This window comes from Pseudomonas sp. P7548 (genome assembly GCF_013386585.1).
Taxonomy (GTDB): Bacteria; Pseudomonadota; Gammaproteobacteria; order Pseudomonadales; family Pseudomonadaceae; genus Aquipseudomonas.
Genome location: NZ_JACARO010000002.1, coordinates 293,648 through 306,712, shown reverse-complemented (window position 1 = coordinate 306,712; position 13,065 = coordinate 293,648). Strand labels below are relative to the sequence as shown.

Genomic DNA, 13,065 nt, shown 5'->3' with positions numbered 1-13,065 from the left:
CTTGCTCGCGAAGGGGCCGGCACTGACGACGCTAAGCCCTGAACTGCCCCAGACTCGCCTTCAACTGCGCCGCCAACCCATCCAGCACCTTGCCACTGGCCGTGGTTTCCACCACCGCCTGCGCCGCCCGCTCGGCCTGGGCATGGATCACCTCGACCCGACCACGCACCGCATGGGCGCCCTGAGCCTGATGCTCGGCCGCACGCGTCGCCAAACCAATCGCCGCATGCACCTGCTCCACCGAAGCCTGCACCGTCTGTTGCAGGCGCACGCTTTCACGCAGCACCAGCAACCCTTCACTGGCCTGGCGCCCGGCCTTGCCGATGGTCTCCACCGCCTCGCGCGCACCTTGCTGCAACGCCACGATATGCGCCTGGATGTCGCCGGTGGAGCTTTGGGTCTTGCTCGCCAACGCACGCACCTCGTCTGCCACTACGGCAAAGCCGCGCCCGGTTTCACCAGCGCGCGCCGCTTCGATTGCCGCATTGAGGGCCAGAAGGTTGGTTTGCTCGGCAATGCCATGGATCACCGTCAACACCACTTCAATCTGCTCGCTTTGCTGCGCGAGCCGCTCGATCACTGTGGACCCAGCCTGCACCTGCCCTGCCAACGCTTCGATCAAACTGCCGACTTCCGCCGAAGTGCGTGAGTTCTCATCCGTGGCCTGGCGAATATCCACCACCTGTTGCAACGCTGCCTGCATGGCGTGGCTTTCAGCCTGGGCTTCATCGGCCATTTGCGACAGCGCGCGCAAGCTCTCGGCCACTTCATCGCGCTGCAAGCCAGCCGCCGCATCAGCACCGGCATTGCGTAAGGTCAAGGCGCCGATTTCCACGCCGGTGCGCTGGGCCACATCCCCCGCTTCGCGCACGATCGGCTGCAACTTATCCACAAAGCGATTGACGGCCGACGCCATGTCGCCGATTTCGTCTTTGCTGCTAATCTGCACACGCTTGGTCAGGTCGCCCTCGCCCGCCGCCAAGTCATCCATGGCCGCAATGAGCAGCTTCAAACGGTTGACCACACGACGCCCCAGCACGATGGCGATCAACAGCAACACACCAAAACCGACCAACGCCAGGCCCATGCCGATGCGCCAGCGCAAGGTGCCAGCGGCGTCCTGTACGGCACTGGTGGTGTTGGCGGTCATCTGGGTGGCAGTGGCTTGCGCAGATTGCAGGCGCGCGCCCATGGCCGCAGCACTGTCGGCCGCTGCGCCCTTGAGGCTGTCACCCACTAACTGGTCGCCGCTGGCGATCAGCGCGGCGAAGCGCTTGTCCAGCGCAGCCAAATCGGCCTCCACCGCCGCAGTGGAAACACCCATGCGCACCTTGCCAATCTCCACGCCGTTGGGGCTGATGGACGCTTCGACGTAGAACACGGAAGGGTCATCTTTCGCCGCATCCAGCACTTTATCCAGGGCGCGGTCGCCCTTGCCCTTTTCCAGCAGCGCCTGGTTGATGGGGTTTTCACGATTGAGGTAGCGGGTCAAATGCTCGCCCGCCGCGTCGTCGTAGACCACGAACAGTACGTTGGGGTTGCGCTGGGCACGCCGAGCAAACTCCGACAGCGTCGGTACATCGCTGTCCCACATGGCCCGGGGCGCCACCGAAGCCAGCAGTTGCGCCATGTCATTGGCAGAGTCTTTCAGGTCTTTTTCCAGGGTCGCACGCAGTTGCTTCTGCTCTTCCTGCAGGCGAGTCGAAAGCCCCGCAGTCAGGCGCTGGCGGGTACTGGTCGATAGGCTGTCCAGGCTGGACGTCACTTCCTTGCCAGCTTGCGCCAGCTCGCCAGACAGCTTCTGGCTGTCGATACCCAGGCGATTGCCCAGATCCGCTTCCAACGCAGTGACGGTGCTCCGCGTCAGGGCGACGGCCACCAGCACTTGCACCAAAAGAGCGATACCTAGGGTAACGAACACCGGCCGCAACAGCCGGCTTTGTAACAATGAGAGAACGGCAGACACAGGGAATCCCTCCATCACGGGTGCCATTAATTTGATAGCACCGCGAAAGAAAGAACCATAGCAAGGGTCGTGCCGTTTGCCAGCCAGAAACGACAAAGGGCTCCCGAGGGAGCCCTTTGCTTTCTACATCAACAGCTTATTAAGCGAACGGGTGGCGCAGAACGATGGTCTCGTTACGGTCCGGGCCCGTCGAAATAATGTCGATTGGCGCGCCGATCAGCTCTTCCACACGCTTGATGTAAGCGCGAGCGTTGGCTGGCAGCTCTTCCAGGGTCTTGGCGCCCACGGTCGATTCAGTCCAGCCCGGCACTTCTTCGTACACAGGCTGCAGGCCTACGTAGCTGTCAGCGTCGGTCGGCGCCACATCTTTACCTTGTGCATCTTTGTAGCCGGTGCAGATGTTGATGGTTTCCAGGCCGTCGAGTACGTCCAGCTTGGTCAGGCAGATGCCCGAGATGCTGTTCACATCGATAGCGCGACGCAGGATAACCGCGTCGAACCAGCCGCAACGACGAGCACGGCCGGTGGTGGCGCCGAACTCGTGGCCTTGCTTGGCCAGGTGCGCACCGACTTCGTCGAACAGCTCAGTCGGGAACGGACCGGAACCTACGCGCGTGGTGTAAGCCTTGGTGATGCCCAGGATGTAGTCCAGGAACATCGGGCCAACGCCCGAACCGGTGGCAACGCCACCAGCGGTGGTGTTGGAACTGGTCACGTACGGGTAGGTGCCGTGGTCGATGTCCAGCAGGGAGCCTTGGGCGCCTTCGAACATGATGTCCTTGCCGGCGCGACGCAGGTCGTGCAGTTCGGCGGTCACGTCCAGCATCAGCGGCTTAAGCAGCTCAGCGTATTCCTTGCACTCGGCCAGGGTCTTTTCGAACTCGATGGCCGGCTCTTTGTAGTAACCCACCAGCATGAAGTTGTGGTAATCCACCAGTTCACGCAGCTTGTCTTCAAAACGCGGCATGTTGAGCAGGTCGCCCACACGCAGGCCACGACGGGCAACCTTGTCTTCGTAGGCCGGGCCGATGCCACGACCGGTGGTGCCGATCTTCAGCTCGCCACGAGCCTTTTCACGGGCCTGGTCCAGCGCAACGTGGAAGGACAGGATCAGCGGGCAGGACGGGCTGATACGCAGGCGCTCGCGCACCGGTACGCCTTTCTCTTCCAGCTTGGTGATCTCGCGCAGCAGGGCGTCAGGTGCAACCACCACGCCGTTGCCGATCAGGCACTGCACGCCTTCGCGCAGTACACCCGACGGAATCAGGTGCAAGACGGTTTTTTCGCCATCGATGACCAGGGTGTGGCCAGCGTTGTGGCCACCTTGGTAGCGCACTACGGCGGCAGCATGTTCGGTCAGCAGATCAACGATCTTGCCTTTGCCCTCATCACCCCATTGGGTGCCCAGGACTACGACATTCTTACCCATAACACTTGTCCTCATTCGCGCAAACTTGGTGCCGGCGATGGCCGGCAGGAAAACTCAAGAAGCCAGTGGCGATACTTGCCAAAGCCCGTTCTGCAGAATCAATTGCTGGTCGCAGTCCGCTTCACGGGCGGCGGCCAATAGCTGCCCAGGCAAGGCCTGGACGACACGCTGACCCTCACTGCGCAACTGGCAAACCCGCTGCCAGAGTGCTGCGTCCGTACTGTCGGGCATCCAGATGCCACCAGACGGTAGCTCGACCTCAGCACGCCCCAGGGTCACCAGGGTTTTCAAATCGGTAGAAAAGCCAGTCGCGGGACGCGCGCGACCGAAGTCAGCGCCGATATCGTCATAACGACCGCCTTGGGCGATGGCTTGGCCAACACCCGGCACAAACACGGCGAATACCACACCGGTGTGGTAGTGGTAGCCGCGCAACTCACCCAGGTCAAAGTACAGCGGCAGGTCCGGGAACCGCGCCGACAACTGCTCGGCAATCGCCAGCACGTCGTCCAGCGCAGCCAATACCGGCGCCGGCGCATTGGCCAGGCGCTCGCGGGCAGCTACCAGCACCTCACGGCCACCGCACAGGTTCACCAGCGCACGCAGCATGTCAGCCAGGTCGGCAGGCACGCCAGCGGTCAGGGCGATCACTTCATCGATGGCCTTGCGTTGCAGGGCATCGAACAACTGTTGCTCCACTTCACCGGACAAACCGGCCGCACGGGCCAGGCCACGGTAGATACCGACATGGCCCAGGTCCATGTGCACATCCGGCACGTCAGCCAGTTGCAGCATGGCCAGCATCAAGCTGATCACTTCAACGTCGCTGCTCGGGCTGGCGTCGCCGTACAACTCGGCGCCCAACTGGATCGGGCTGCGGGACGACGACAAGGCACGCGGCTGTGCATGCAGCACACTGCCGGCATAGCACAGGCGGCTCGGGCCTTCACGACGCAGGGTGTGCGCATCGATGCGCGCCACTTGCGGGGTGATGTCAGCACGGAAACCCATTTGCCGGCCCGACTGCGGGTCGATGACCTTGAAGGTGCGCAGATCCAGGTCCTGGCCCGCGCCGGTCAGCAGGGATTCCAGGTACTCGATATGGGGGGTCACGACAAACTCGTAACCCCAGCTCTGGAACAGATCCAACACCTGGCGACGCGCTACTTCGATGCGCGCAGCTTCCGGTGGCAGTACTTCTTCGATGCCATCTGGCAGCAGCCAGCGGTCTACCGTTGCCATTACGCCATTCCCCTATGATCCGGGCGGCCAGCCCTCGGCCGAGCCTTGAGTGAAGCAGAAAATGCCCGGCCCCTGCATAAACAACGCGCAAGAACGACGTGACGAAATGGCCTGCTAGCGGCCTCGTCGGGCACTTTCCTCGAAAAACCTGTGGCGTCTGCGCGGCCAAACAACAATCAAACATGCAGACGCAAAAAAGCCGGGAATTTCCCGGCTGCCGCATCATACACCCGTTTTCTGAAAGGATCACCCCGCCAGGCGTTTTAGCCGCCCGACGGAGTGGGTCCTACACAGTGACGAGCTGATTACTTGGCTTTTTCCAGGTAGCGGAAGAAATCGCTACTTGGGTCCAGCACCATGACGTCGGTTTTATTCGCAAAGCTTTCACGGTAGGCGCGCAGGCTACGGTAGAACGCGTAGAACTCCTGGTCCTGGCCGTAGGCCTTGGCGTAGATCGCCGCGGCTTGAGCATCACCATCACCGCGGGCCTCTTCGGACTCGCGATAGGCTTCTGCCAGCAGTACACGGCGCTGACGGTCGGCATCTGCACGGATACCTTCAGCCAGCTCGTTACCCTTGGCGCGGTGCTCACGAGCCTCACGTTCACGCTCGGTGCTCATACGCTCGAACACGCTGCGGTTCACTTCCTTGGGCAGGTCGATGGCCTTGACCCGAACATCGATCACTTCGATGCCCAGCTCTTTTTCCGCCATGGCGTTCAACGAGCGCGTGATGTCGGCCATCAGCGCGTCGCGTTCACCGGAGACCACCTCGTGCAGGGTGCGCTTACCAAACTGGTCACGCAGGCCCGATTCCAGACGGCGCGACAGACGCTCATCGGCAATCTGCTTGAGGCCGGAAGTCGCGGTGTAGAAACGCTCGGCGTCCTTGACGCGCCACTTGGCGTAGGCGTCAACCATCACGGCTTTCTTTTCCAGGGTCAGGAAGCGTTGTGTCGGTGCATCCAGGGTCATCAGGCGGCCGTCGAACTTGCGCACCTGGTTCACGTAGGGGACCTTCACATGCAAGCCCGGCTGGACATCCGCCTGCACCACACGACCGAATTGCAGCAACACCGCGCGCTCGGTCTGAGACACGATGTAGAAGCAGTTCCAGGCAGCGATGACCACGACGACACCCACAATCAGGGCTGTCAGCGATTTATTGCTCATCAACGACTCTCCCTGGTACGTGTTTGCTGCTGCAGCAAGTCAGCGGCCGCACGGGCGCTCGCTTCATTGGCAGCGGCATTCGAACTGGTGGACGGCGCGCTGGTGCCGCTACGACCCCCTTCGATCATCTTGTCCAGCGGCAGGTACAGCAGGTTGTTCTGCCCACCTTTGCTGCCGGTAACGAGAACCTTGCTGGTGTTGCTGAAGACTTCCTGCATGGTGTCCAGGTACAGACGCTCACGGGTAACCTCAGGAGCCTTGCGGTACTCGGCGACCAGTTTGGTGAAGCGATCCGCCTCACCCTTGGCGCGGGAGACCACTTCGTCACGGTAACCATTGGCATCCTCGAGGATACGCTGGGCCTGACCACGAGCTTCCGGCACGACGCCGTTGGCGTAGGTTTCAGCCTGGTTTCGCGAACGCTGCTCGTCTTCACGGGCGCGGATCACGTCATCAAAGGCTTCCTGCACTTCACGCGGTGCCGCTGCGCTCTGTACGTTCACCTGGGTCACGGTGATACCGGTGCGGTAGGTATCGAGGAACCGTTGCAGGCGCTCCTTGATTTCGCTGGCCATCAATTCACGACCTTCAGTCAGCACCTGGTCCATCGCGGTAGAACCGACGACATGGCGCAGGGCGCTTTCGGTAGCGTGTTGCAGGCTGATTTCCGGCTGATCAACGTTCAGCACGAAGTCCTGCAGGTTGCTGATCTTGTACTGCACGGTCAGCGGCACTTCGACGATGTTCTCGTCTTCGGTCAGCATCTGGCCCTGCTTGGTGTAGGCACGCTCACGCGTGACGTTCTCCATGTACTTCTTGTCGATCGGCGGGAAGTAGATGTTCAGGCCCGGCCCGACCGTCTCGTAGTATTTGCCGAAGCGCAGCACCACGGCTTGCTCCTGCTCGTCCACGACGTACACGGCGCTGTACAGCCATACGGCCGCCAGCACGACAAGGCCCAGGCCCAACAGGCCATAGCCACCGCCCTTGCCTGTGCGACCGCCGTCGTCACCACCACGTTTTTTTCCACCACCGAACAACCCATTCAGGCTTTCCTGCAGCTTTCGGAAGGCCTCGTCGAGATCTGGTGGCCCCTTGCGGTCGCCATTATTGCGGCGTTTACCACCCCAAGGATCCTGATTATTCGAGTTGCCACCCGGCTCATTCCAAGCCATAGCGCTCTCCATCTGATAAAGCAAAGACGCACCCACGGCGCGCCGACCAATGCTACAGAATGCCTGCTACTGCGGCACAACCGCTTTCGGAGGCTTTTATTGCAAAGTGTGTTGTTCGATGAACTCTGTCGGCACCACGCCTTCACGGCTGACCAGCCGATTCAGCTCCGAGCGCGGCAATCGAACGGCCAGCAAGCTGACACCTTCTTCGTCGTGTTCTTCTTTCTGTACCGCGCCCAACTCGAAAAACTGTGCACGCAGTCGAGCAAAACGCTGGGGCAAGCGCAAGGTGCCGACGAACAAATCACTGCCGAGCAACTCGGCGATGGCTTGCTCGAGCAGCTCCAAACCACTGCCATCACGCGCCGACAGCCAGACCCGCTGGGGCTTGCCGTTTTCGTCACGCTGGATTTGTGGCTCAACGCCCTCAAGCAAATCGAGTTTGTTATAGACCTCGAGGATCGGCAAGTCCTGGGCCCCAATCTCACCCAGTACCAGCATCACCTGCTCGATCTGCAACATGCGATCCGGTTCGGCCGCATCGATCACGTGCAACAGCAGGTCGGAATTGCTCGACTCTTCGAGCGTAGACCGAAATGCCTCGACCAGCTTGTGGGGCAAGTGACGAATGAAACCCACCGTGTCCGCCAGGACAATCGGCCCCAGGTCAGCCAGGTCCAGACGGCGCAAAGTAGGGTCGAGGGTGGCGAACAGTTGGTCGGCCGCATACACGTCGGACTTGGTCACGTTGTTGAACAGCGTGGATTTGCCGGCGTTGGTATAGCCCACCAGGGAAACGGTCGGGATATCCGCACGGGAACGGCCGCGGCGCGATTGCTCGCGCTGGCTGCGCACTTTCTCCAGGCGGCCCTTGATCTGGCGCAGGCGCACCCGCAGCAGTCGACGGTCGGTTTCCAGCTGGGTTTCACCCGGACCGCGCATGCCGATGCCGCCACCTTGACGCTCAAGGTGAGTCCAGCCACGAACCAGCCGGGTGCTCATGTGGTCAAGCTGGGCCAGTTCTACCTGGAGCTTGCCTTCGTGAGTACGGGCGCGTTGGGCGAAGATATCGAGGATCAGGCCGGTACGGTCGATCACGCGACACTCGAAGACACGTTCGAGGTTACGTTCCTGACTGGGCGTGAGGGTGTGATTGAAGATCACCAGATCGGCTTCTTCGGCATGAACCAGGTCGCGCAGTTCCTCGACCTTGCCGCTGCCAATCAGGAATTTGGCGGTTGGCCGATGACGCGGCACGTTAAAAAACGCAACGGTCTCGGCGCCGGCCGAATTTGCCAACTCCTGAAACTCCTGCGGATCTTCGCGCGCCTCAGGGTCCTGTCCATCCAAGTGAACGAGGATGACTCGCTCACCACCACCGTGGCGCTCAAAGAACAAAGGAGACTCCTATCAGGCGTTACCTGGCTCAGCGTCAGCTGCATCGTCACCGGTTGCGCTAGGCAGACGGATTGGACGGACTGGAACGACTGTCGAGATAGCGTGCTTGTAGACCATCTGGCTGACGGTGTTCTTCAGCAGGATCACGAACTGGTCGAACGACTCGATCGTGCCTTGCAGCTTGATACCGTTGACCAGGTAGATGGAAACCCCCACTTTCTCTTTACGTAAAGTATTCAAGTAAGGGTCTTGTAGCGAATGCCCTTTTGACATGTGCCGCACTCCTTTAAGGATCAATAATAAAAAATCGGAAAATAGATAGCTTATGGCCGTCACACCCCCAAGGATAGACGGCAATTGCAAGGACTCAGCTCAATATGGAGACCGTTCCCAAGTATTTCAAGGCGCGTGACAGATTGTCGCTGTCCAGGCTGTCCAGCCAGTGCAAATCACTCCAGCTGCGCAACCAGGTGAACTGGCGTTTCGCCAATTGGCGCGTGGCAATGATGCCGCGTTCCTGCATTTCGGCTGACGTCAGCTTGCCATCCAGATGATCCCAGACTTGGCGGTAGCCTACAGCACGTATCGAAGGTAACCCTGGATGCAGGTCACCTCTGGAACGCAGAGCTACGACCTCGTCCACAAACCCCTGTTCCAACATAATTGTGAATCTTTGTGCAATTCGTTCATGCAGCACCTGGCGATTTGCCGGAGCGATGGCCAGATTCGCCACAGTATAGGGCAATTGTGACGCGCCAGATGCGCCTGCGTCAGCACTTTGCGCACTTTGTTTCAGCCGATGTTCAGTCATGGTCTGCCCGCTCACCCGCCAGACTTCCAGGGCGCGCGTCAGGCGCTGGGGGTCATTGGGGTGAATGCGGGCGGCGGACACCGGGTCTACCGCTGCCAACTGGTCGTGCAGGGCTTGCCAACCAAGGCGTGCAGCCTCTTCTTCAAGCTCGGCGCGCACCTGGGCGTCAGCGGGCGGCATATCGGCCAACCCTTCCTGCAAAGCCTTGTAGTAGAGCATCGTGCCGCCCACCAGCAGCGGAATATTGCCCCGCGCGGTGATGGCGGCCATGGCCTCAAGGGCGTCGGTGCGAAAATCCGCCGCCGAATAGCTCTCGGACGGGTCGATGATGTCGATCAACTGATGCGGGTATTGGGCCAACAGCGCCTTGGACGGCTTGGCGGTGCCAATGTCCATGTCCCGGTAAACCAGGGCAGAGTCGACACTGATCAGCTCGCAGGGCAGCACCTTGGTCAGCTCGATCGCCAGGTCGGTCTTGCCGGCGGCCGTGGGGCCCATCAGGAAGATAGCGGGGGGCAAGGCACTCATCAGCGACCGCGCAGGAACAGTTTGTCCAGATCGTCCAGGCCCATCTGGGTCCAGGTCGGTCGGCCATGGTTGCACTGCCCGCTGCGCTCGGTGTTTTCCATGTCGCGCAGCAAGCCGTTCATTTCCGGCAGCGCCAGGCGGCGATTGGCACGGATGGCGCCGTGGCAGGCCATGGTGCCGAGCAATTCGTTGATGTGGGCCTGGATGCGGTCACTGGTGCCGTACTCCATCAGGTCCGCCAGCACGTCGGCGACCAGGCGGTTGGCCTCGGCCTGCTTGAGCAACGCGGGAATCTGGCGGATCGCCAGGGTTTCCGGGCCCAGGCGTTGCAGCTCAAAGCCCAGGCTCTGGAACACGCTGGTGTGTTCTTCCGCGCAATCGGCCTCCCGCTGGCTCACGGCCAGGGATTCAGGCACCAACAGCGGCTGGCCGCTGAGGCCTTCGCTGGCCATGGCGATCTTCAGACGCTCGTACATGATCCGCTCGTGGGCGGCGTGCATGTCCACCAGCACCAGCCCGTGGGCGTTTTCCGCCAGGATGTAGATGCCCTTGAGCTGGGCCAGCGCGTAACCCAGCGGCGGAATATCCCCACCGCCCTCCGGCAAGGCAACAGGCGCGCCCGGCTCGGCACCTGGCAGCGGCGCGAAAAACTCGCGGTATGCCGCCTGGGCCTCGGCCACCGGCACCGTCGACTGCGGACGCGGGGTGTATTGGTACTGGTAACCCGCTCCCGAGCCAGAACCTGGCGCGGTGTACGAAGGTTGCGGCGCAGGCGATTGCAGCAAATTGCCTGCCAGGCTCATTTCACCCTGGGGGCCGAACTCGCCGGCCTCCGGGCCGCTCGGCCGCACCACTGCCGTCACAATCGGCGCAGACAACTGGTCATCCGGACGCACATCACCCAAGGCGCGGTGCAAGGTGCCGTAGAGGAAGTCATGCACCATGCGTCCATCACGGAAGCGCACTTCGTGCTTGGTCGGGTGCACGTTGACGTCGACCACCGAAGGGTCGACCTCAAAAAACAGCACAAACGTCGGGTGCCGCCCATTGAACAGCACGTCGCGATAGGCCTGGCGCACCGCGTGGGCCACCAGTTTGTCGCGCACCGCACGGCCGTTCACGAAGAAGTACTGCAAGTCCGCCTGGCTGCGGGAGAACGTCGGCAAACCGACCCATCCCCACAGGCGCAGACCATTGCGCTCAATTTCAATCGGCAGTGCCTGCTCCAAGAAGCCTGAGCCACAAATGGCCGACACCCGGCGCGCACGCGCGGCATCGTCATGGGCTTCGTACAGGCTGAGGATGGTCTTGCCGTTGTGACGCAGGTGAAATGCCACGTCAAAACGCGCCAAGGCCAGGCGCTTGATGACTTCCTGCAGGTGATCGAATTCGGTTTTCTCGGCCTTGAGGAATTTGCGGCGCGCCGGGGTGTTGAAGAACAGGTCACGCACTTCCACCGAGGTGCCCACCGGATGGGCAGCCGGCTGGACTCGCGGCGCCATGTCACGCCCCTCGGTCTCCACCTGCCAGGCCTGGTCGGCACTGCGCGTGCGCGAGGTCAGGGTCAGGCGGGCCACGGAGCTGATGGACGCCAGTGCCTCACCACGAAAACCCAGGCTCATCACCCGTTCAAGGTCTTCGAGGTCGCGAATCTTGCTGGTGGCGTGTCGGGCCAGGGCCAGCGGCAGGTCATCGGAAGAGATGCCGCTGCCGTCATCGCGCACGCGCAGCAGCTTGACGCCGCCCTGCTCCACATCCACATCAATACGCTTGGCGCCGGAGTCGATGCTGTTCTCCAGCAGCTCCTTGATCACCGATGCAGGGCGCTCGACCACCTCGCCTGCGGCAATCTGGTTGGCAAGGCGCGGGCTGAGCAGCTCAATGCGCGAGCCGTTGTTCAAGACTGATTCGCTCATTACTGCGCCGCCAATTCAGTGCCAGGGATGGTCAACACCTGGCCGACTTTCAACTCGTCGGTTTTCAGGTTGTTCGCACTGCGCAACGTCGAAGGTGAGACCTGGAAACGCACCGCCAACATGGCCAGGGTGTCACCGGGCTGCACCCGATGGTCACGCGGTCCCTGGGCGATTTTCCCGGAATCACGCAGCCAGGCGATGTACGTGCCCGGTGGCGGGTTCTGCTGGAAGAACTGGCGGATACCCGCGCTGATCGAGCGCGCCAACGCCTGCTGGTGGCTCGCGCTGGCCAGCTTGGACGCCTCGTTGGAGTTGGAGATAAACCCGGTCTCCACGAGGATCGACGGGATGTCCGGCGACTTCAACACCATGAACCCAGCCTGCTCCACGCGCTGTTTGTGCAGCGAGGTCACACGGCCGATGTTGCTCAGGACCTTCTGGCCGACGTTCAGGCTGGAGGTCAGCGAGGCGGTCATGGACAGGTCGAGCAGCACGCCAGCGAGCATCTTGTCCTTGTCGTCCAGGGACACGTTGCCGGCCCCGCCGATCAAGTCGGAACGGTTTTCGCTGTCGGCCAGCCAACGGGCGGTCTCGGACGTGGCGCCGCGATCCGACAAGGCAAACACCGAGGCACCGAAGGCGGCAGCCGAAGGCGCGGCGTCAGCGTGGATCGACACAAACAGGTCGGCGCCTTTCTTACGCGCAATCTCGGTACGGCCGCGCAGCGGGATGAAATAGTCACCGGTGCGGGTCAACTCGGCGCGGTAGCCTTTCATCGCGTTGACCTGGCGTTGCAGCTCGCGGGCGATGGCCAGTACCACGTCTTTTTCATGCTGGCCGCGCGAACCGGAAGCGCCCGGGTCTTCACCGCCGTGGCCGGCGTCGATCACCACGATAATGTCGCGTTTACCGGCTGGTGCCGGTGGCGGCGGAGGCAACTTCACCTGCGGCTGCGATGGGTTGACCGGCACGGCAGGCACCGTCGCTACGCTCGGAGGCGGAGCGGGTGGCGGGTTGGCATCGGCGGCGTTGTCGAACAGGTCGACCACCAGCCGGTTGCCATATTGCGCGTTCGGCGCCAGCACAAAACTCTTGGGGGTCACGACCTTTTTCAGGTCGATGACCACACGCAGGTCGGTCGGCGTGCGCTGGGCCGAACGCATGGCAGTAATCGGAGTGTTAGCGGTGGAGACTTTCAACGGCGCGGCCAGGGTCGCACCGTTGATGTCGATCACCAGGCGATCAGGCGCCGTCAGGGTAAAGACACTGTGCTGGACCGGGCCAGACAGGTCGAACACCAGTCGCGTGTTATCCGGCGCTCGCCACAGGCGAACACTTTTCACCTGTGAAGCAGCCAGAGCATTGACAGTCATTGCCGCAAGCAACACCCCTACGACAGCAACCAACGCGCGAAAGCGCATACCTAAC

The 13,065-nt window shown here is 61.8% G+C and carries 10 protein-coding genes; all 10 read right to left on the bottom strand.

The annotated features are described in order from the left end of the window. Positions 1 to 31: 31 nt before the first annotated feature. Positions 32 to 1,966 carry a methyl-accepting chemotaxis protein gene (locus tag HX803_RS01880; protein WP_178918680.1) on the bottom strand — a complete coding sequence of 645 codons (1,935 nt, stop codon included), beginning with the start codon at positions 1,964 to 1,966 and terminating at the stop codon, positions 32 to 34. Positions 1,967 to 2,105: 139 nt separating this feature from the next. Next, entirely contained in the window at positions 2,106 to 3,395 is a 1,290-nt protein-coding gene (locus HX803_RS01875) for an adenylosuccinate synthase (protein WP_176997131.1), read from the bottom strand. A gap of 54 nt (positions 3,396 to 3,449) precedes the next feature. Continuing rightward, complete coding sequence (locus tag HX803_RS01870; RefSeq protein ID WP_178918679.1) at positions 3,450 to 4,637, bottom strand: ATP phosphoribosyltransferase regulatory subunit; 1,188 nt, start codon at positions 4,635 to 4,637, stop codon at positions 3,450 to 3,452. Positions 4,638 to 4,942: 305 nt separating this feature from the next. After that, positions 4,943 to 5,809 carry a protease modulator HflC gene (gene hflC / locus HX803_RS01865; protein ID WP_016976907.1) on the bottom strand — a complete coding sequence of 289 codons (867 nt, stop codon included), beginning with the start codon at positions 5,807 to 5,809 and terminating at the stop codon, positions 4,943 to 4,945. Continuing rightward, positions 5,809 to 6,984, bottom strand: a complete 1,176-nt coding sequence (gene hflK / locus HX803_RS01860; protein ID WP_176997133.1) for an FtsH protease activity modulator HflK — start codon at positions 6,982 to 6,984, stop codon at positions 5,809 to 5,811. Before hflK ends, hflC begins: the two co-directional genes overlap by 1 nt. Positions 6,985 to 7,080: 96 nt before the next feature. After that, the gene (gene hflX / locus HX803_RS01855; protein ID WP_178918678.1) at positions 7,081 to 8,382 is read right to left on the bottom strand and encodes a ribosome rescue GTPase HflX; all 1,302 of its coding nucleotides are present in this window, start codon (positions 8,380 to 8,382) and stop codon (positions 7,081 to 7,083) included. A 12-nt stretch (positions 8,383 to 8,394) separates the two neighbouring features. Next, positions 8,395 to 8,655 (bottom strand): RNA chaperone Hfq, encoded by a 261-nt coding sequence (gene hfq / locus HX803_RS01850; RefSeq protein WP_176997135.1) that lies wholly within the window; start codon positions 8,653 to 8,655, stop codon positions 8,395 to 8,397. Positions 8,656 to 8,749: 94 nt separating this feature from the next. Then, the gene (gene miaA / locus HX803_RS01845; protein WP_178918677.1) at positions 8,750 to 9,721 is read right to left on the bottom strand and encodes a tRNA (adenosine(37)-N6)-dimethylallyltransferase MiaA; all 972 of its coding nucleotides are present in this window, start codon (positions 9,719 to 9,721) and stop codon (positions 8,750 to 8,752) included. Beyond that, the gene (mutL, locus tag HX803_RS01840; protein WP_372339883.1) at positions 9,721 to 11,637 is read right to left on the bottom strand and encodes a DNA mismatch repair endonuclease MutL; all 1,917 of its coding nucleotides are present in this window, start codon (positions 11,635 to 11,637) and stop codon (positions 9,721 to 9,723) included. Before mutL ends, miaA begins: the two co-directional genes overlap by 1 nt. Further along, complete coding sequence (locus HX803_RS01835; RefSeq protein ID WP_178918676.1) at positions 11,637 to 13,058, bottom strand: N-acetylmuramoyl-L-alanine amidase; 1,422 nt, start codon at positions 13,056 to 13,058, stop codon at positions 11,637 to 11,639. Before HX803_RS01835 ends, mutL begins: the two co-directional genes overlap by 1 nt. Positions 13,059 to 13,065 lie beyond the last annotated feature (7 nt).

Excerpts from the sequence above, each read along its gene's own strand:
- HX803_RS01875 (WP_176997131.1), bottom strand. The coding sequence starts at position 3,395 with ATGGGTAAGAATGTCGTAGTCCTGGGCACCCAATGGGGTGATGAGGGC.
- HX803_RS01870 (WP_178918679.1), bottom strand. The coding sequence starts at position 4,637 with ATGGCAACGGTAGACCGCTGGCTGCTGCCAGATGGCATCGAAGAAGTA.
- hflC (WP_016976907.1), bottom strand. The coding sequence starts at position 5,809 with ATGAGCAATAAATCGCTGACAGCCCTGATTGTGGGTGTCGTCGTGGTC.
- hflK (WP_176997133.1), bottom strand. The coding sequence starts at position 6,984 with ATGGCTTGGAATGAGCCGGGTGGCAACTCGAATAATCAGGATCCTTGG.
- hfq (WP_176997135.1), bottom strand. The coding sequence starts at position 8,655 with ATGTCAAAAGGGCATTCGCTACAAGACCCTTACTTGAATACTTTACGT.
- miaA (WP_178918677.1), bottom strand. The coding sequence starts at position 9,721 with ATGAGTGCCTTGCCCCCCGCTATCTTCCTGATGGGCCCCACGGCCGCC.
- mutL (WP_372339883.1), bottom strand. The coding sequence starts at position 11,637 with ATGAGCGAATCAGTCTTGAACAACGGCTCGCGCATTGAGCTGCTCAGC.
- HX803_RS01835 (WP_178918676.1), bottom strand. The coding sequence starts at position 13,058 with ATGCGCTTTCGCGCGTTGGTTGCTGTCGTAGGGGTGTTGCTTGCGGCA.